General features: G+C 34.9%; 17 protein-coding genes. 1 reads left to right on the forward strand and 16 read right to left on the reverse strand.

Annotation, left to right across the window (positions count from 1 at the left end):
- Positions 1 to 2: 2 nt before the first annotated feature.
- Positions 3 to 1,247: an ABC transporter permease gene (locus B0A67_RS22025; RefSeq protein WP_072961382.1), complete on the reverse strand. Its 1,245-nt coding sequence runs from the start codon at positions 1,245 to 1,247 to the stop codon at positions 3 to 5.
- Positions 1,240 to 1,941 carry an ABC transporter ATP-binding protein gene (locus B0A67_RS22030; protein ID WP_072961385.1) on the reverse strand — a complete coding sequence of 234 codons (702 nt, stop codon included), beginning with the start codon at positions 1,939 to 1,941 and terminating at the stop codon, positions 1,240 to 1,242. The genes B0A67_RS22025 and B0A67_RS22030 overlap by 8 nt, the downstream gene beginning before the upstream one ends.
- Before the next feature lie 175 nt (positions 1,942 to 2,116).
- On the opposite strand from B0A67_RS22030, the gene B0A67_RS22035 reads away from it, so the two are divergent.
- Positions 2,117 to 3,523, forward strand: a complete 1,407-nt coding sequence (locus B0A67_RS22035; protein ID WP_072961389.1) for a DUF4403 family protein — start codon at positions 2,117 to 2,119, stop codon at positions 3,521 to 3,523.
- A gap of 26 nt (positions 3,524 to 3,549) precedes the next feature.
- Here B0A67_RS22035 and B0A67_RS22040 read toward each other — a convergent pair whose 3' ends face one another.
- The 14 genes from B0A67_RS22040 to B0A67_RS22105 all read right to left on the reverse strand — a co-directional run bounded on the left by B0A67_RS22040 (position 3,550) and on the right by B0A67_RS22105 (position 20,897).
- Positions 3,550 to 3,849, reverse strand: a complete 300-nt coding sequence (locus B0A67_RS22040; protein ID WP_072961392.1) for a hypothetical protein — start codon at positions 3,847 to 3,849, stop codon at positions 3,550 to 3,552.
- On the reverse strand, positions 3,842 to 4,381 hold the full coding sequence (locus tag B0A67_RS22045; RefSeq protein ID WP_072961395.1) for a DUF420 domain-containing protein: 540 nt from the start codon (positions 4,379 to 4,381) through the stop codon (positions 3,842 to 3,844). Before B0A67_RS22045 ends, B0A67_RS22040 begins: the two co-directional genes overlap by 8 nt.
- 2 nt (positions 4,382 to 4,383) lie before the next feature.
- Positions 4,384 to 5,073 (reverse strand): SCO family protein, encoded by a 690-nt coding sequence (locus B0A67_RS22050; protein ID WP_072961398.1) that lies wholly within the window; start codon positions 5,071 to 5,073, stop codon positions 4,384 to 4,386.
- A gap of 12 nt (positions 5,074 to 5,085) precedes the next feature.
- Positions 5,086 to 5,727, reverse strand: a complete 642-nt coding sequence (locus tag B0A67_RS22055; protein ID WP_072961401.1) for a hypothetical protein — start codon at positions 5,725 to 5,727, stop codon at positions 5,086 to 5,088.
- A 78-nt stretch (positions 5,728 to 5,805) separates the two neighbouring features.
- Positions 5,806 to 6,156, reverse strand: a complete 351-nt coding sequence (locus tag B0A67_RS22060) for a cytochrome C oxidase subunit IV family protein (protein ID WP_072961405.1) — start codon at positions 6,154 to 6,156, stop codon at positions 5,806 to 5,808.
- Between the two features lie 18 nt (positions 6,157 to 6,174).
- The gene (locus B0A67_RS22065) at positions 6,175 to 7,158 is read right to left on the reverse strand and encodes a cytochrome c oxidase subunit 3 (RefSeq protein WP_072961408.1); all 984 of its coding nucleotides are present in this window, start codon (positions 7,156 to 7,158) and stop codon (positions 6,175 to 6,177) included.
- Between the two features lie 42 nt (positions 7,159 to 7,200).
- Positions 7,201 to 7,788, reverse strand: a complete 588-nt coding sequence (locus tag B0A67_RS22070) for a cytochrome c oxidase subunit 3 (RefSeq protein ID WP_072961475.1) — start codon at positions 7,786 to 7,788, stop codon at positions 7,201 to 7,203.
- 8 nt (positions 7,789 to 7,796) lie between these two features.
- On the reverse strand, positions 7,797 to 8,699 hold the full coding sequence (gene cyoE, locus B0A67_RS22075; RefSeq protein ID WP_072961412.1) for a heme o synthase: 903 nt from the start codon (positions 8,697 to 8,699) through the stop codon (positions 7,797 to 7,799).
- A 326-nt stretch (positions 8,700 to 9,025) separates the two neighbouring features.
- Positions 9,026 to 9,769 (reverse strand): deoxyribose-phosphate aldolase, encoded by a 744-nt coding sequence (gene deoC, locus B0A67_RS22080; RefSeq protein WP_084074571.1) that lies wholly within the window; start codon positions 9,767 to 9,769, stop codon positions 9,026 to 9,028.
- A 109-nt stretch (positions 9,770 to 9,878) separates the two neighbouring features.
- Positions 9,879 to 10,250, reverse strand: coding sequence for a VanZ family protein (locus tag B0A67_RS22085; RefSeq protein WP_242671005.1), 372 nt, complete (start codon positions 10,248 to 10,250; stop codon positions 9,879 to 9,881).
- A gap of 4 nt (positions 10,251 to 10,254) precedes the next feature.
- Complete coding sequence (gcvH, locus tag B0A67_RS22090; RefSeq protein ID WP_072961417.1) at positions 10,255 to 10,635, reverse strand: glycine cleavage system protein GcvH; 381 nt, start codon at positions 10,633 to 10,635, stop codon at positions 10,255 to 10,257.
- 87 nt (positions 10,636 to 10,722) lie between these two features.
- Positions 10,723 to 17,922, reverse strand: a complete 7,200-nt coding sequence (gene sov / locus B0A67_RS22095) for a T9SS outer membrane translocon Sov/SprA (protein ID WP_072961422.1) — start codon at positions 17,920 to 17,922, stop codon at positions 10,723 to 10,725.
- 24 nt (positions 17,923 to 17,946) lie between these two features.
- Positions 17,947 to 18,528: a Holliday junction branch migration protein RuvA gene (ruvA, locus tag B0A67_RS22100; RefSeq protein ID WP_072961426.1), complete on the reverse strand. Its 582-nt coding sequence runs from the start codon at positions 18,526 to 18,528 to the stop codon at positions 17,947 to 17,949.
- A gap of 77 nt (positions 18,529 to 18,605) precedes the next feature.
- The gene (locus tag B0A67_RS22105; protein WP_072961429.1) at positions 18,606 to 20,897 is read right to left on the reverse strand and encodes an NADP-dependent malic enzyme; all 2,292 of its coding nucleotides are present in this window, start codon (positions 20,895 to 20,897) and stop codon (positions 18,606 to 18,608) included.
- Positions 20,898 to 21,015: the final 118 nt, after the last annotated feature.

Below are 21,015 nucleotides of genomic sequence, written 5' to 3' on the forward strand. Positions count from 1 at the left end.
AATTATTCGTCTCTAAGTGCTACAATAGGTTTTATTTTGGCCGCTCTGTATGCCGGAAAAAATCCAGCCAATGCACCTGCAAAGACAAGCAATGCCAATGTGGTTAATGCGACACCGAAATCCACTGAAGGATTTCGGAAATATTCACTTTGAATCATTGGACCTACAAATTCTAATAATAATAAACTCGCCAACAATCCCACAAAACCAGCAATAGTAGTAATAAAAATAGATTCGTGAAGTATCATCGAAATAATAGAAATCGGGGATGCTCCCAAAGCTTTTCTGATCCCGATTTCTTTGGTTCTTTCCTTTACTATAATAAGCATGATATTACTTACTCCCACAACTCCGGCAATGATCGTACAAATACCAACCCACCAGAAAAACAATCTGATATAAAGATTCAGATCATAAAACTTTTTTCCTTCTTCTACAGAATTATAAACACCAACTCCACTATCATCAGTGGGAGCCACTGTGTTTCTACTCTTCAACAAGTCCTTTAAATCCTGAGTAAATTTTTGGGATCGTGCTAATGCTTCATCATAGTTCTCTGTCTTTTTTAAGGTAAAAAACAAATTACTAATTTTATCTCCTACCCCAAAGGCTCTTTGCACAGTGGTCTTGGGCAGATAAGCTCTGGCTTCTTCTCTTTCTCCTCCCGGATCTGTAAAAACGCCTACTACTTTGAAATTGACATTATTAATTAAAATTTCCTTGCCTAAAGGATCAGCGTCTTTAAACAAATCTGTTTTCACTTTCATTCCAATAGCAGCTACTTTCTCATTATTAGCAATATCACTACTATTTACAAATCGCCCCTGAACAATAGTAATATTTTCTACACCTGCAAAATCAGGGTCAACTCCTTTGAACTGATAACTTCCTGATTCTTTACCATAAGAAAAAGCGCCTCCCCAAAAGTTATAGCTCGCAGCTCTCAAGTCTAATTTATCTTCAAATTTCTGTACAGATTCTTTATAATCACCATCCCTGAACTGAACTTGTCTACCCGGATTTAATCCTTTGTATGCTTTTGTTGTAGTACCGGACCAAACTATAATAATTCCGACAGCATCCTGCTCGAATTGTTTTTGAATTCCGTTTTGAAGTCCCTGACCGGCACCAAGCAAAATCACCAAAATAAAAATACCCGAAGCTACAGAAACTCCGGTAAGAAATGTTCTTAACCTGTTTTTCGAGATTGCCTCAAATATTTCCTGCCAACGCTCAATATTAAACATAAGATGAAGCTCTAACTTGTTCTACCATTTTATCATCGATAATCAATCCGTCTTTCAGGACCACATTTCTTTTGCACATTGCTGCGATATCCGGTTCGTGCGTCACAATTAGAATAGTTTTGCCCTCATCGTTTATTCCCTGAATAAGTTCCATAACCTCATACGAAGTTTTGGTATCCAAAGCTCCTGTTGGCTCATCTGCCAATAAAACTTTTGGGTTCGAAGCTAAAGCCCTTGCAATTGCAACACGCTGTTTTTGCCCTCCGGAAAGTTCATTAGGTAAATGATGAGAATGCGTTCCAAGACCTACTTTCTCTAAGTATTTCATGGCAATATCATAACGTTCTTTTCGTTTTATGCCCTGATAATACAAAGGCATGGCAACATTATCAAGAGCGGTTTTATAATTTATTAAGTTGAAAGACTGAAATACAAATCCCAAAAATTTATTGCGATATCTTGAAGCTATCGTTTCGTTTAGATTTTTAATTGGTGTTTTATCTAAAATATAACTACCGGAATCTGCTTCATCGAGAATTCCTAAAATATTCAAAAGCGTTGACTTCCCTGATCCTGACGATCCCATAATCGCAACTAATTCACCTTCTTCGATATTAAAATTAATTCCTTTTAACACATGTAACTGTGAATTCCCCATTTTATAGGACTTATGTAAATCTTTGATTTCGATCATGGTATTGTTAAATTTTAAAACAATAATAACATTTTTATTAAGTAAATTATGATAAGAAAACGTTAATAATTTCGTTTAGTTATTACAATAAGACTCGTTTCCTTATCAAATGTTACACTTTTTTAAGATAATATAATTGTTTTCTTAATTTTACAGCACTAAAACAATCTTAACAATGAAGTTTTTTTCAATTATCTCTTTATTTACGGTACTTACAGCAGTAACCAGTTGTTCTACATCACAAAAATTAGAAACCTTAAAACCGGAACCGGACGATGCAAGTCCATTAGTCTACGAAGCAAATCCTTCATTTATCAACTTACCCATAACGGTAAAACTTAGCGATATCGAATACCAGACTAATTCTTTATTGAATGGTTTGATTTATGAGGATAATAACATTGAGGATGATGACATCGAAATGAAAATCTGGAAACAGGCGCCTATAAAAATTCAAAATGACCCAGCCAGTCCGGATAAAAAAATAAAAACAATTTTACCATTAAAAGCAACAATCAAATATCGAATTGGTACCAAACAATTGGGTGTTGAACTTTATAATGTAAGAGAGTTTAACCTGAACGGTGTAATTACGCTATCAAGTGAAATAGCACTAACAAACTGGAAATTAAACACTAAAACCGCTTTTAAGTCATTAGACTGGAGTGAAAGCCCAACTATGCTTGTTCTTGGAAAAAATCTACCAATAACTTATCTTGTAAATCCGGCGATTTCTATTTTTAAATCTAAAATTGAAAAAAAAATAGATGAAGCGATCGAGAAATCTATGGATTTTAAACCGAATGTTTTATCCGCTTTAGAAAAAATCTGTACGCCTTTCCAGATGAGTGATACATATGAAAGCTGGTTAAGAATTGTACCTGTTGAAATTTATTCTACAAATGCGAAGCTTAAAAACGATTTGTTTTTATTGGATATGGGGATGAAATGCAATATGGAAACGATCATAGGCAAACAACCGGAATCTAAATTTAATGCCAGCAAAATTGTATTGAAACCTGTCACGAAAATTCCAAATCAGATTTCAGCTAATATTGCAGCAATCTCAACTTATATGGAGGCTTCGAAAATTATGACCAAAAATTTTGCCGGACAGGAATTTGGATCAGGAAGTAAAAAAGTAACAGTAAAAAACGTATCGATCTGGCATAAAAACGGCAAAATGGTAATTGCACTTGACGTTTTGGGATCTATCAACGGAACACTTTATCTGAACGGTTTTCCGCAATACAATCCTCAGACGAAAGAAATTTATTTTGAAAAACTGGATTATGTTCTAGATACAAAAAGCAAATTAATGAGAACTGCAAGCTGGCTTGGCCAAGGTTACATCTTAAGAAAAATGGAAGAAAGCTGTCGTTACTCAATACAAGCCAATTTAGAGGAAGGCAAAAAAAGTATGGCTGCTTATCTTAAAAACTATTCTCCAATGCCCGGTGTTTTTGTTAATGGAAAAATGGAAGACATTCAGTTTGATAAAATTCAATTGACCAATCAGGCGATTATCGCCTTTATAAAAATAAACGGAACTGTGAATGTTTCTGTTGACGGATTGAAATAGAACAAAAAAAAAAAAGCAGAATAAAATTATTCTGCTTTTTTCTTTTTTGACTGATACATTCTATAAATCAAATATCCTATCACGGCAACAAGCAAATAAGGAATTACCATCAAATAAACGATTCCATTATTTACTGCTTCTGCTTTTTTTACATTCGAATCTCCTCCAAGCGCCGCACGACACATGGCACACTGAGCGTTTGCACTCAGAGAAAAGAAAATAGAGAAAACAACATAGAAGCATTTCGTTGAGAAAAAATTCACAAGTCCACTTCCATTTGCATTTCTATTTTCTTTATTCTTTATTCTATTTTCCATTTTAAACATAATAAGGAGAAATCATTAAGTACACTACAACACCTGTAACCGCGACATACAACCAAAGCGGAAAAGTTATTTTAGCAATTTTTTTATGTCTGTCAAAACGTTTTGCAAGTGCTCTTACATATGTTATTAGTACCAATGGGATAATAGCAATAGACAATAAAATATGAGTTACTAAAATGAAGAAATAAACATATCGTATTACGCCTTCTCCACCAAATTTAGTAGAATCTGCAGTCATATGATACGCCACATACATTACTAAGAACGCAACTGACAATGCAATAGCAAAAGTCATTAAACGCTCGTGAAGCTTTAGTTTCCCGTTTTTAACAGCAATTACAGCCCCAACTAAAACTATAGCGGTAATACCATTTGTTGTAGCATAAATTGGCGGCAAGAACGAAAGCGGCTCTACATTAATCCCAAAATCTTTTAATTTAATTCCGAATAAGATTGCTACAACCACCGGAATTATAATTGAAACTGCAACAATAAGTTTGCTGTATTTTTTTTCTAATGAATGATCTTCCATTTCTATTCTGCTAATAATATTTTAATATCTTCCTGAATATCTCTAACTCCTTTTTTGTCCAGTCCGTCATAGTAGATGTTCGGATTTCCGAATTCATCTTTTCTACAACGAATATTTCCATCTTTATCAATCAGAGCAAACAAACCTGAATGCTCAAAACCACCGCTTACTTTTTCATTTTCGCCGGCATAAAGATTAAAACCTTTGTTTGATAAATCCATAATAGTCGCTTTATCACCTGTTAGAAAATTCCAGTTAGACGATTTTACGCCTAATAATTTAGCGTGATCTTTTAAAACCTGGGGAGTATCATGTTTAGGATCGATCGTAATTGATACAATTCCGAAATTTGGATTACCGAAAAAAGTTTTCTCAATCTCCAGCATGCTCAAATTCATCTTGGGGCAAATTGACGGGCATGTTGTAAAGAAGAACTCCAAAACATACACTTTACCTTTATACGTATCATTCGAAACTTTGATATTATCCTGATTTGTCAAATCAAATTTAGGAGCCGGACCAATTGTTATTAGTTTTGCATCTGCTTTCGAATCTTTCAATCCTACATTATCCAGACGATTTCCTTTAACAACTTCACCATTTTTTATTCTGTCTACAATTTTAGGCACTGCATAAATTCCGAAGATTAAAATAATAAACGAAATTCCGATATATGATTTATTTTTAAACATAATATATGAAGATTAAAGTTCTTTTGTTGCGTTGTGATTCTTTTTCAGGGCTGCACGATATTCGTATAGAATGATCTTAAAATCATCCAGCATTTCGTTGCTCAACTCAGACGGATGAAAAGTATTATATCCTTCCTTGTATTCGTCCTTATCTTTTCTCCCTCTTAAATTTCGCTCTTTATCTACGATGTAAACATTCGAAGTGCCAAGGTTCTGGTCTAACTTGCCTTTTAAATGCAATTGATCGTAAAATACCTTAATTTCTTCAGGAGAGGCAAAAACAAAATGCCAGCCTGAAACATCTGTAAAAGCACCCAATGATTCTACAATTTTCTCTGCATCTTTTTCAGTTCCTAAAGGGCACACTACTACAAATTGCAAATCTGTAAAACCATTATAACGCTGATAGATTTTCTCGTTTAGATTGAAAAAATTTCCTCTGTTTTTTAAAATCTCACTTCCTGAAAAACCAAGAATTGTAATTTTATTATTTAAAGTTACTTTTTCTCCTTTAAGGGATTTCCAATCGCCAAGGTCGGCAATTTTAGGAGTGATTGTTGGAAGTTTAGTAAAACTATTTACACCTGAAGCAAAAAACAAATAAGCTACAATTGGCAAAACAAAAAGTACAAAGAGAACTATATTTTTTTTCATTGTATTAACGGAAATTATTGAGGTACAAAAATAAAAAAAGCTCCGTTAAACGGAGCCTCTTTTCGAATTAATATCATGTTAAAAATTCCATTTAATAGTAGAATCTTTAAAAACCCCATAAATATAATGTCCTTCTGTCAACAGAATAAACAATAAATATAAAACTAGGAAAATAACTGGTGAAACAACTGACCATCTAAGACTGCTTTTTTCACCTTCCATGTGCATAAATGCCCATACTATATAATAAGCTTTGAATATTGTCAGGATATAAAATATCCAGTTCAACAAATTCAAACCTATAAAATGAGTAAATTCTAATGATGCTGGTTTTATAATACCAAGGATAACTTCTACTGTAGTTACTGCTGATAGCAATCCAAAAACAAACCAGATTCTTTTTGTATTTGATACGTGTTCGTGTGACATAATAATTAAAATCTAAAATTAAACTAAGTAGAAAACTGTAAATACAAATACCCAAACTAAATCGACAAAGTGCCAGTATAAACCAACTTTCTCTACCATTTCGTAGCTTCTTCTTTTCTCATAAGTACCTAATAACACATTAAAGAAAATAATGATGTTAATGATAATTCCTGAAATTACGTGAAAACCGTGGAATCCTGTAATAAAGAAAAAGAAATCAGCAAACAATTTACTTCCGTATTCGTTTCTTGTTAAGTTCGCTCCTTCTACCACATATTTTGCAGTATTTAAACGCGCTTCAGATTCTTCTCTAGATAAAACTGTTTTTTTCTTTTCAGCTGTAAGGTGCTCAGTTCTTATTAATAATTCAGGATGTGCTTTAAAACCAGCCTGAATATCAGCAACTGAATATGTTGGTACTGTTTCAGCACTTTCCATAAACCATTTTGCTTTTGCTCTTGTAAGTTCTTCCGGTTGGTTTGGCAATCTTACAGCAAAATCTGCAAGAGCTACTCTTTTACCATCTTTATCAACAAACTGCAATAAGCTTCCTCCTACTGTCTCAACTGCTCCATATTCTCCTTTAATGAAGTTTTTCCATTCCCATGCTTGAGAACCAACGAAAATAATACCTCCAATAATAGTCAAGAACATATAGATTGCCACCTTTGTTTTCTTTAATTGATGACCGGCATCAACAGCTAAAACCATTGTTACAGATGAAAAAATCAAAATAAAAGTCATTAAGGCTACATAGTACATCGGAGCCGAAACACCGTGCATAAATGGGAAGTGAGTAAACACTTCATCAGCCAAAGGCCAGGTTTCAATAAATTTAAATCTTGAAAAACCATATGCCGCTAAAAATCCAGAGAATGTCAAGGCATCCGATACGATAAAAAACCACATCATCATTTTACCATAACTTGCTCCTAATGGCTGGACATCATGTCCGCCTCCCCAAGTTTTTTCGTTGTTTGCAGTAGTAACTGTCGCTTCCATAAAAGATATTCGTTAAAAAGTTCCCAAATTTACGTTTTTTTCTTATTTAAAGAAATATAAAAATAAAAATAAATATACCCATAATAAATCCAAAAAGTGCCAATACATCGCACCTAGTTCTATACCAAGAGTTTGAGTCGAATCGTATTTTTGTTTAAAATGATTATAAATTATAATTAAAAGTGAAATTAACCCTCCGGCCAAGTGTAATAAGTGAGTTACGGTAACTACGTAAAGAAAAGTTGTAGTAATTGAACTACCTTCTCCTGTAAAATAATAACCGCTTTTTACGATTTGCCCAAAACCTGCAAACTGTAAAACTATAAATAAAACACCTAAAGCTAACGTTCCTAAAAGGAACGCTGTTGTTGCCGCTCTATTGTCTTTTTGAATGGCTTTTTTTGCCAGATAAAAAGTCACACTGCAACCTATAATTACTGCTGTACTATAATAAAAAGCAGTTGGTAATTCAAAATTCTTCAACCAGTCGGCTCTGGATTTACTTACTACAAATGCGCTTGTAAGTCCGGCAAACATCATTGTCATGCTTACCATTGCAAACAACAAAATCAATTTAGCTGATTTTGCTTTCCTTAATTGCTCTTCTCCTTGTGTCATTGTCATTGTCATTTCCATAACTATCTTAAAAATTTATCCACTATAAATACTATTTGCAGTAACGAAATATACGAAACGCTTACCAGCATTAATGTTCTCGCTGCTTTTGCTGTTCTTAACTGATACAAACGTACTGCATAAAACAACATCCACAATCCTAACAAAAACACTATAATAGCTGCAATTGGCGTAATAAACAACTGCCCTGTAAATCCTAAAGAAGGCAATAATGAAGCTATGATAAGCCAAACCGTATATAAAATAATCTGCAAAGCTGTCTTTCTGTCTTTTTTTCCTGTTGGCAGCATAAAGATTCCTGCTTTTGCATAATCATCATACAAAAACCAGCCTATTGCCCAAAAATGCGGGAACTGCCAGAAAAACTGAATCAGAAAAAGCGTTCCTGCCTCGATACCAAATTCTCCGGTTGCCGCAACCCAGCCCAACATAAACGGAATTGCTCCCGGAAAAGCACCTACAAAAACCGATAACGAAGTTACTGTTTTTAAAGGCGTATAAATACTTGTATATAAAAATATTGAAATCGCTGCAAACATTGCTGATTTTGCATTGATGGTATACAACAATGCAATACCGATAATCGTAAGCAAACTGGCTACAAACAAAGCAACTTTTGGAGACATACGCCCGGAAGGAACTGGACGGTTTTTGGTACGATCCATCAATAAATCGATATCTTTTTCGATTACCTGATTAAAAGCATTCGAAGCACCAACCATACAATAACCACCAATCATTAAAATCACTAAAACACTCCATTTAAAAGGATTTTCAGCATTTACACCTAACAAATAACCCGCAATTGAAGAAAACAACACACTGATCGCTAAACCAGCCTTTGTAATCTCTTTGAAATCGTTGAAAATTGATTTTATTGAAAATGTATTTTTAGTAGCGTTCAATACGGTATTTGTTTGTATGTTTTTTTTAAGTGGTGCAAATGTACAAATTAGATTGTAGAATACGGACCTATAAAATTAGATTTTTTTCAATAAAACCTTTATAAAATGAGGTCTTGCAAATCTTTAACACAATTATTTCGAAAAATCTTATTAAAACAACTATTCAAAAAACATTTCCGGAAGCTAACGTGTAAACACAAATATTACAAATCAATTATAAACACGAATTGCACGAATTTCCACAAATTTTAATTACGTTAATCCAGTGAGAAATTAATTTCAAAATCTATAACAACAATCCTAATCACCTAAACACAGGTTTTTATTTAATATTCATTTGCGGTATTTTCTCCTTTTGCAATGGCTTTGGCAGCAGAAGTGCCGATGCGTTTAACACCTAAACGAATCATCTCTACCGCATCTTCATAAGAGCGAACTCCTCCGGCCGCTTTTACCGGCAAAGGCGATGCATTTTCTAACATCATTATTATAGTTGATAAAGTAGCTCCGTTAGGTAAATTGTTTTCAGTTTTATAAAAACCGGTCGATGACTTTACAAAAACAGAAGCATAATCTTCTTCTTTAAAATTGGATATCACAACATTTTTTATCAATGCCGAAAGCTGAATAATTTCTTTATCACCTAAAGCAGCTACTTCAATAATCCATTTTACAGTTTTATTATTTGCCAGACCAATTTGGGTTCCAATTAAAATTTCCTCTTTTACTACAGCAATATCTCCATTTCTAAAAGCTTCATAATTGCACACAAAATCCAGATCGTCTGCACCATCTTCTATTGCTTGATTTGCTTCTTTGATTTTACTTTCTAAACTTGACTTACCTTCCGGAAAATCTATTACGGTACCAATAAGCAAAGTTGATTTTGCCTTAGCAATCATTTCTTTGGCTAAAGCTACATACTCAGGCCGGATCATAATTAGCTTAAAACCTTCACGGATCGCTTCTTCAATGGCATTTTTGACTACAGTATTATTCTCTCCTTCCGAAAGTCCGGCTTGCGAGGCAGTTTTTAAGTAGGTGGAATCTAAATATTGCTTAACATTCATAATTTTAAGTATTGTAACAAAAATACGTTTTAAATTCAGAAAAAAAACAGGCTTTCAAAAACCTGATTTTAGAGCAATAAAAAACCCACCGAAGTGGGTAATTATTTTTTTATATTTTATCGATTTGCTTCTTAAAAGCTATTGCTGTAAAAACACCAACTAAAGCTCCCAGTGCATTTGCTAAAATATCCGTCACTTCAGCAGCTCTTGAAATTGTAAAAACGCTTTGCAAAATTTCGATTGTGATTCCAAAAAAAACAGAAAATATAAACGAAATCAAATAAGCTTTATAATCATCAGGTGCTTTGCCTTTAAGTTCTTTTTTAAAGAATACAATCCAGGAAATTGTAAATCCAAAATGGAAACAAAAATGTACAATTTTATCTATGCTCGGAAAACTTACAGTAGGGATATTACTCGAATCTGTTAGACAAAAATAAGTAATAACTCCTGAACAAATCAGAGCCCAGAGTAATAACAATTGTTTAGGCACCGATAAGTTGTTTGTAAGCTTCATCAGACAATAAACCATCTACTTCTGATGCATCTGCAATTTTTATTTTGATCATCCATCCAGCTCCGTAAGGATCAGAATTTACTGTTTCAGGTGCACTTTCCAAGCTTTCATTAAAAGCAATAATTTCCCCTGTTAAAGGCAAAAATAAATCAGATACTGTTTTTACAGCTTCAACTGTTCCAAAAACTTCATCTTTATCAAGTGTCTGATCTAAAGTTTCTACTTCAACATACACGATATCTCCTAACTCTTTTTGTGCAAAATGAGTAATTCCTACAGTTGCAACATCTCCTTCGATGCTAACCCATTCGTGATCTTTTGTGTACTTTAAATTTGCTGGTATGCTCATAATACTATATTTGTAAATTGATAATTTAATAATTAAGCCACAAATGTAACAATCTTCTAATGAAATCCCGTTTAGAAACTAAAAAAATTAATTTCCGAAATTATATCGAAGTGTAAATCCTGACCTGATGTTCGTTAACGGAAATGATGTCGAAATTACTGCTTTTGAGAACGAATGATCGTAATAAAATATTGCGGTAAGATTTTTACTAAACGAATAATCCGCAGTTAGCTTTAACGCCCATATATTCTGCCCTGCTGCCAATTGATTGTTATCATAATCTAAATAACGCACCAGGGTTTCATTCTTTCTAAGCGAAAAATCAGCCTTGATATTGATATCACTTTTTATAATTCCGGTTGGACTATCCGCTAATCTGGACGAGAAAATAACATCTTTGAAACGATATCCCATTCCTACTATATACTCCATTCCTTTTACTTCTGTCAACAGGTTATTATCAAAACTCATTGATAAGGCCCTGTCTTTTTTGATCTCTGTAAGGATCCTCAAAGAACCTTTCAATTCAAAATCTACTCTGATAAGCGGACTGAACTGCTCTACCAGGTTGACATTCGACATGATGGTTTTATTAAAGAAATTGGTATTTACATCTTGTCCGTTCGGTTTTTCAGTAAAATCAAAATTAGACCTGAATTGATTTATCGTATAGGATGCCCTGTAATTATGCTGTAATGAAAAACGCTTGAATTTATCTTTGAAAAACTTATAGCGCATTAAACCATTATACTTTACACTCCAGTTTGGAATAGGAAAGCTTTTAAAAATATCTGTCGAACTGCTTGATGCATTTCCTCCTGAATAAGCGGCCAAAAATGCAGGCAATAAAACAGCCTGATTACTTTTTGTAAATCCTATTGGATATCCCTGATTCGCAACATATATTTTATAATTAGGATCTGTTTCTGCCGGAATCGGGTTATTTACATCTCCGTATCTCGGAATCTCGGCTCCTCCATAATGCTCTGCAGCCAGACGATCTGCAATAATCAAACGATTGTTTCTAAAATCATCAAACGCTGCTGACTCAGTTGCACTGCTGGTAGAAAATGCCGTTTTAATTAAAACTGTCGAAATCGAGAACATTCCGTAAGTATAGGGAGACAAAGGCATATATTCTCCATTGACAACACTAAACTGCTCTGATGAATTTTCAGAATAAGCACGATCCATCGCCAAATCAACCTTTAGATCAGGCAATAAATCAATGTTCGCCGTCACTTTCAAAAGCTTGTTGGTCACCTGAGTAAAGCTTTGATTAAAATCCTGATAGTCTGTCAGCCATCCTCTTTTAGCAGCTTCGTAACGTACATCGTCCTGACTTCCAAAAATAAATCCTAATGTTGGCCTTGATGTTCCAAAGAAACCAACGCTTGGTGTATAACCTGGTAAAACAGTTCCGCTATTTTTAGTATAATTTACCTGAATGTTTTTTATACTGGTCAGAATACCGATCATGCCATCATAAAACGGACTACTGCTTGTAACGGGTTTTGCTGTATTTACAATTTTCTCTCCGGGTTTAGGTGGCGCTGTTGCTTTAGGTTTAGCTCCCGATTTTGCACCAGGTGTCAGTCCTAAATATTTATACAGCGTATTCATGCTAAAAGTTGTCGTTAGCGTATTCGAATTTGCATTCTGAATGGTATTTCCTAAATCAAACTGATTTCCGCTAGGATCTACATATTCAGAGAACGCGGTCGAAGAACGCTGCCAGCTATAATCAGCCGTATACGAATAAGACGCTTTCACAAAACCAAAAACCGGAATTTTATTAATTGGAATATCATAATTCACCACCAATTGCTGCAAGTGCTGATTTGGTGTTCCGATATCTAAATAATCATCCCAGATATTAAAATCTTCTTTTGGTGAATTATCATCATTCAAAAAGTTTCGAACAATATTATTTGACGCTGCCGTGTAATTCAATTTTAATGATTTTGTCAAATTATAACCAAAACCATATTGATAATTAAAAGCAAAATTTCTTCTGTATAAAGGATCCAGACCAATTCCCTGCACTTCAACTTCTCTAAACTGCTGACGGTTACTTTGTCTTAAAATATTCGTATTAAAAGAGATATTAGACGGCAGGTAATTAAAATTAAAATCACTCAACAATTTCCAATAATCACTTTTTTTCATGAATTTGGTTTGTTTGAAAGGAACTACTTCTTTTGGCTGAAAAGTATACGCATAGTTTACAGCGGTATTCGATTGTTCGTCCAGATAACTTTCTACTTCATAATCATGTCGCTCTACCTGATTATACGATTGTGAGAATGTTAAGTTTTCGACATCGTAAACATGTGGTTTTTGCTCAGGCGCCCTGTCTTTTCTTACTCCGATAAAGTTGATACTTCTTCGTTTTGTATAATCAACGGCACGTGTTCTGATGTTTTCTTTTTCTGCCGGATCTGTAGTTTCTCTTAATAACTGATCCAGTTTTATATCCTGATTAAAAGGATCGTATTCAGGTGTAATTACTTCTTCGCCAATTGCATAATTAAAAGGCAGGTTGATACCCCACTTTGGAGGCAATAATTTACCTAAATTAAGGTTGGTCACAATGTTATACTGCTGAATATCTTCACGGTCTCTTTCGTTGGCTCCTTGCTCTAAAGATCCAAAACCTATCGTACTTTTTCTACCTGTAGCAGAAACTGTAGCAAAATCGGCCATATTGGTATCAACATTCAATATTGCTGCCATTCCTCCTTTATTTTCCAAGTCTGCCAGACGAAGCTCATTAAACCAAACCTCTCCTTTTATGCTTTTATGATCTGCCCTGCTTTTTACACCGACCATTAAATTTCGAACCAAACCAAAGTTAGGGTTTCCTTTTATCCCTAATCTTAACTTACTATCGCCATCGCCTCCGCCTATACTCAAATCATCATCCGGATAATAAATTCCGTTGATGTCTCGCTTATTAGAGTTAATATCAATACTCATGGCCTTAATTTTCATTCTGGTCAGTAATTCCAGAACCAAATCAATATTATTATCTTCCATCCAGACCTGATCTGCACTTATCGCACAAGACCCTCCTGTTCTGGTTACTTTTAACGGAATTTCGACCTGATAAAAGTTTTGTGTAAAGTCATTTCCAAAACGAATAAAACCAATCATTTCATCATCCTGCAAATTATTTTCATTAGGCAAAGATTCTGCGTGCAGGTACATTTTTAATTTTTTGTACTGACGCATGTCAACGCTTACATTTTTGAAAACAGCTCTTGAATCCTGAAACTGTAAACCTGCCCCGCCAATACGCACTGCCAATGCCTGCTCATTCTGATTGATGATAGTATTGTTATTATACAATTGCTCTCTTTGAACTCCGGGCGGCATTACATAATTTACGGGACATTTTGTACTGTTTTCCTGAATATTAACCGCTGAAACATCAAATTCAGTACCATCGTCATCCGGATTGACATCACTTGCGTCTAATGAACCTGTGTATCTTCTCCATTCTCCTCTTACTAAATCTAAAGCTCCAAAACGAACTGTCATTTGATCATTAAAACCAGTCATAAACATACGCATGAATCGGATAGACCTGAAATCTGTAATATTACCAATTGTATTTTGAGGCTGTGAAACCGGAATTTTAAACTGAATCCATCTTGCTGTTGTAGTCGATCCGTTAGGCAATTCGACATTAGTCACCTCACGAATATCTGTAATAAAATTTTGCCCTACCTGCATTCCCGGTTTTACATCGATACTGTATTCATAATAAGCATTTATCGTGCTCATTGTATTGTCACGGTTAATATCCTCTACATCCGGCAAAGTTGTCGAACCACGATTAGGATCATCTACACTTACCGCAGAGTTATTTTCTGTACCGTTATAATTTTTATAGCGATCCAGAACTCCTCCGGTCGTATTTAAATAATACGTATAATCATCTGCCGCAGGATCTTTGTCTCCGGCATAATTGGTATAAATCGTACCTTCTTTTGAACTTGGCAAACCATCTAAACCAACATCTTGGTTTCTACGATTTTCGGCGTTCGTATCAAACGCATAAATTAGTGATTGCGATGCAGGAACATCTCCCCAAAGCGGTTGCGGATTTACCATTATCTGTCCTGGTCCCAGTCCGTTTTCGTATTGTTTCCTTCCGTCTTTTAATACATCTTCGGAAATTTCACCCAGGTTAAAATATATTTTTCCTGTATTAGCGGTTGGTGCCTGCGAATTACCAACGTATGGATCTAAAACCCAAAACTGAATGTATTCGACATTTCCCTGCTCGAAATTAGTTGAATTTAAAGCACGCATGATTCCACCAAAATTAGAATTTGCAGGGTTCGTGCTAAAATTTGGATTATTATTATATGGTCCTCTGTCAGATGGATAATACGTTAAATCCAATGTATTGATTACCTGAATCTGCCCCTGAGCAATATCTGTGTTAGGATACAATTCTCTGCTGTAAATTCTTCTTGTCGTATTTAATGACAAATCATCATTGGAGATACCAGAAGGTTTTGAAGAATAAAATATTGGATCGATCGTGTACCAGGATAATTTTGCTCTTTTATATCCGTATTCTAACGTGTTTGAATTGGCATTAAAAGTATTGTCATTGATAGAATTCACAAATGGTGTCGAAGCTAAACTCCACGCATAGGCAGAGCGCATATCGATTGTAGATTGTGAACCTTCGAAATCATCTACATATATGGTTGCTTCTCCTTCAAAATCACTTGCTTTTGGTGCATCCGGTCTCAAAAACGCCACCTCTCCGCGGATCGAAAGGTTCGACGGAACATCTGTATCTATATTGGGTAATTTATTTACTAATCTGGTAAAGAATGGCACTTCTGTAGAGTAATTTCCATTGAAACCAAAGATGGTATTGTTTACAGATTCCTGCCCGTAACTCGATTTTTGAGTAAATGGTTTTTCTGTCATTTTTAGATAAGTACCTCCAATAACAAAATTATCCGAAATTTTATGCTCGATATTGAAACCTATGAACCTACGGGTTTGCTGACCAAAAATGGAGTTGTTTTCTAACGAAACTTCAATTGGTGTATTCGAAGCCTGAAGCGAAGGATCTAAAATCTGAACACGTCCTAATTGATAATCGACACTATAATCAATTCCTTCTACCAATCTTCTTCCGGCAGCCATAACCACAACAGAACCCTGCGGTACATTGAAGGCCCCAATTGGAATACCGTTGCTTCCTGATGATTTATACTTACCTCTTAATAAGAATTTATTTTTGTCACTATCCTGTAAAGCTCCGGATTGTGTGTTTCTATACATGTTTCTAAAAACATATTTCTGCTGATTGGCATTGTATGAATTGGCATCATCGTAGTTTTCGCCTGAACCTGCATTTTGTAATTTTTTAAATAAAAGCTCTCCAAAAGGTTCTTTGGTCGTAAAAATAATTCGCCCGTTCTGAACATCTACTGTTATACCCGGAATATAATCGAAGAAACCATCACCGCCTGTTTGCGGATCATTATTATAGTTGAGTCGGTCTAAGTTAAACACGTTTAATAATGGTGTCTGATCGACTTTATTGTCAGGTGTTGGGTTCGTGGGAAATGTAGTTCCCTGAACCGGACTAATATAATTGATTGGCGAAGGGTCTGTATAAAGTATGTTTAATCTAAAGTCATCTTGTTTAATTTGATACGCCTGAGGAATTTGATAAACGTTTTTCATCATCAGATTCCAAACCGGATTCTGAACATTTGTCAAATTACTTTTCAGCATTTTCAAAACCAAACTCTGTGTGATAATGGCCTGATTTGCATTATTATTCCCTGTCACTACGGTGCCATCAACACCATCACTACCAAATTCCCCAACCTGATACACTTTACCTCCTACAGTATATTCAAAGGCTACTGCCAAAATCTCATCGTTTGCCAAACGCTGCTGCAACGAGATGTATCCTAATTGTGCATTAAAAGTAAATTCGTTCGTTGTTAATTTTCTGGCATTTTCAAGAACAGAATAATCCGTGGCTTCGCTTGTATTGGCATTATTAAATCCTGATTTTGCCGTTACAATTTCTCTAATATTCGAATTTAAGAACGCTCCTGCCTGGCCAATTGTAGCGGGATCGTATTTATTGTTTTTGTTATCTGTTGGCGAATCAATAGGGTTATTAAAAAAACCTGCTGTAGAACTAATAACCACAACCTGATTATCGGGAATACCTGTAACTTGCCCCTCACCTAAATCCTGAAGTGCAATAATATTACGTAAATTGTTATTGTTTGTACTTACTCTATTTTGTTTATTGGTTACCCAAACTTCTATTCTTGTGATCTGAACACGGCTGTCGATAAATGGATACTTAATTAACGAAGCATCGTATTTATTTCTAAAGTATTGGGATAAGAAAAAGTGCCTGTCATTATCATAGTCCAGTGCATACAAATCAAAGTTCTGAACCGTTCCTCCACCTTCTGCAACTATACTCTTTGTTTGTGACTTCTGTTCTGAGAAAACTCCGGTAACTGTGGTCTTACCAAATTGCAGTTGTGTTTTGACTCCAAATAAACTTTGAGCACCTCGAATAAGGGTACTGTTTAATGGCATACTCACGTTACCCACTTCTACTTTCTGAATAATATCGTCTTCAGAAGGTGTATACGCCAGTTTAAACAAGTTCTGAAAAGCAAACGTTGACTGGGTATCATAATTAGCATTTACCTCTAATCTGGTTCCTACTTTTCCCATCAGACTCATGCTGATTCGCTGATCAAAATCGAAAGTTGTGCTTGATCTGTTTCTTGGAGAAAAAGAAGGATTATCTTGTTTGGTGTATCGAACACCCAAGTCCATCTCTACTGATCCTGTGGGTTTTACATCAATTGTATTGCTCCCAAAAATACTTTCAAACAGACTTGAATTAATATAGTATCGTGGTAATAAATCTTTTTTTGCAGCATCGCTTCCTATTTTTTTACCATCGATAGCGTCTGATTTTTTCCTGAAGTAATCTCTTCTGGATTCTTTCAAGACTAAATCTTCGTATTCTTTGGGGGTTAATATAATAGGATAATTGATTGAAAAGCCATCAACGGAGCTGGTATAAATATAGCGATCTGTAATGGGATCGTATCGATAAGCAGAAAGTATACTTGGCGGATTGTCGATCTCTACTTTACCAACTGAGAATTCGGTCTTGGTTGTATCTTTAACTACCGGATTTACTTGCGCACGCAAAACATTACCGCAAAACAAAAACAGTAAAAAAATACAAATTTTACGCATACAATTCTTGATATAAAATTGAGTTTATAGGCTTTTTAACGCTTTTTTAATGATTGTTTCTACAGTAGCTTCGGGATCTTCTTTTACTATTTTTTCCACTACTTTTTCTGAAGTTTTTCTAACAAAACCTAAAACTTCCAAAGCAGATAACGCTTCATCTCGATTTGTATTGTTTTGAACTACTGAAACTTCGTCTAAATCGTACAACTTTAACACTTTTTCCTTCAAATCTAGTATAACTCTTTGGGCGGTTTTGTTTCCAATACCCTTAATCGACTGTATAACACCAACATCTCCGGATGCAATCGCATTGATAATTTGTCTGGGTTCTATTGAAGATAACATTGTTCTGGCAATATTGGCTCCAATTCCCGAAACAGATAATAACATTCTGAATATTTCGCGTTCTGATTTCTCAGCAAAACCAAATAAAGTATGCGCATCTTCCTTGATCAGAAGATGCGTATACAGTTTTATATTTTCGGCATTGGGAATTAACGAAAAGGTATGTAAAGATATATTTACCTGATACCCAACACCTCCACAGTCAATTATGACGTCAGTAGGATTTTTTTCGACTAATTTCCCTTGCAATTGTGCTATCATAGTATTTTTTATAAAGGCCAAATATAACAAAAATGCAATAAAAATACGACATTATTCTTTGCCTCTTATCTTTTATACTATTTCGCTAGTTTATTTTTTTTATTTTCTTTCGCCTGAGCGTCAATTACTGCAATTGCTGCCATATTTACCATTTCTTCAACACTTGCTCCTAATTGAAAAATGTGAACCGGTTTACCCATTCCCATCATAATTGGACCAATAGAATTTACTTTATACAACTCTTTTAATAGTTTATAAGTAATATTAGCTGATTCTAAATTAGGGAATATCAGGGTATTTACCTTTTTACCGGCTAATTTAGAGAAAGGAAATTTCTCTGCGAGCATCTCCTGGTTTAAAGCAAAATCTGCCTGGATTTCTCCGTCAACAATTAATTCCGGGTGATTTTTATGCAAATAAGCCACTGCTTCTCTTACTTTTGAAGCACTCTGACTTGTAGATGAACCAAAATTCGAGAATGAAACCATTGCAATAACCGGCTCAACACCAAACATTTTTGCTGTTTTTGCAGTCATGATTGCAATATTGATAAGATCTTCTGCTGATGGATTGATATTAATTGCCGTATCTGACAAGAACATTGGTCCACGAGAAGTCATCATCATGTTTGCTGTTGCAACAAGTGAAGCTCCCGGAGCTTTTTCGATCAATTGCAACATTGGTTTTACAACTGTTGGATAACTTCTTGTATGTCCTGTAACTAAAGCATCTGCTTCGCCTTCGTTGACCATCATGGCTGCGAAATAGTTTCTTTCGCGCATGTATTTCTGAGCATCAAGTAATGATACGCCTCTGCGTTCTCTTGTTTCCCAGTATGAAGTAGCAAATTTATTACGTCTTGCTTCTTCTTCATTCGTTTTAGGATCAATGATTTGTAGTTCAGCATCAAAACCTAATTCCGCTTTTAATTCTAAAATTACTTCTTTATTTCCTAATAAAATTGGCACACCAATTCCGTCTTCATGAACAATTTGTGCTGCTTTTAATACATTTATCTGATCTGCTTCAGCAAAAACGATTCTTTTTGGATCCATTTTAGCACGATTCGTGATCAAACGTACCATTTTATTATCGTTACCCATACGTTCGCGAAGTGCATCTTCATAAGCTGCCCAGTCTGTAATAGGATTTTTTGCAACACCGGATTCCATAGCTGCTTTTGCAACTGCAGGCGCTACAACTGTAATCAATCTTGGATCAAATGGTTTAGGAATGATATATTCCTGACCAAAACCTAACTTCATAGCTCCATAAGCAACGTTTACCTGCTCCGGCACTGGCTCTTTTGCCAAAATAGCCAAAGCTTTTACGGCAGCCATTTTCATTGCTTCGTTAATTTTTGTCGCTCTAACGTCTAATGCTCCTCTAAAAATATAAGGAAAACCAAGAACGTTGTTTACCTGATTAGGAAAATCTGAACGCCCTGTAGCCATAATGACATCTTTACGGGTTTCTGTAGCTAAGTTATAATCGATTTCCGGATTTGGATTTGCCATTGCAAAAACAATCGGATTCTCTTTCATTGTTAATAACATTTCTGCAGAAAGAATATCTCCTGATGATAATCCTATGAAAACATCTGCCCCTTTTACGGCTTCAGCCAATTCAATTTTTGGACCGTTTACAGCATATTTCAACTGCAATTCTGATAATGAAGGATTGTCTTTTGTTAAAAGTCCTTTACTATTAAACATTAAAATATTTTCTACTTTAACGCCTAACAAAACATATAAATCTGTACAAGCGATTGCTGCAGATCCTGCACCGGAAACTACTACTTTTACATCTTCTGCTTTTTTTCCTGCTAATTCAAGTGCATTGATCAAAGCTGCCGAAGAGATAATTGCCGTACCGTGCTGATCGTCGTGCATTACCGGAATATCTAATTCTTCTACCAGTCTTCTTTCGATTTCGAAAGATTCAGGTGCTTTGATGTCTTCAAGATTAATTCCTCCAAAAGTTGGAGCAATATTTTTTACGGTCTGAATAAATTCTTCAATATCCTTAGTTCCAATTTCGATATCAAAAACATCAATATCAGAGAATATTTTAAACAATAAACCTTTTCCTTCCATTACTGGTTTAGAAGCTTCCGGGCCAATATCCCCAAGCCCTAAAACAGCTGTACCGTTTGATATAACGGCAACTAAATTTCCTTTTGCTGTATATTTGTAAACGTCATCTACGTTTGCTGCAATTTCTAAACATGGTTCTGCAACTCCCGGCGAATAAGCCAAAGACAAGTCTCTTTGGGTTGCATATTTTTTTGTTGGAACTACCTGAATTTTTCCTGGAGTTGGTTCTGAGTGATACAGTAACGCTTCTCTTCTTTTACTCTCTTTGTTCATTTATTTTAGCTTTTATTCTAGCTTACAAAGATATAAGTCTTGGCTTAAATTGGGGTATTTTTATTATTTTCTTTTATCAAAATAACATTTATTACCTCCAAAAAAAATAGTCCTTTAT

This window comes from Flavobacterium aquidurense, from assembly GCF_002217195.1.
Classification (GTDB): Bacteria; Bacteroidota; Bacteroidia; order Flavobacteriales; family Flavobacteriaceae; genus Flavobacterium; species Flavobacterium frigidimaris.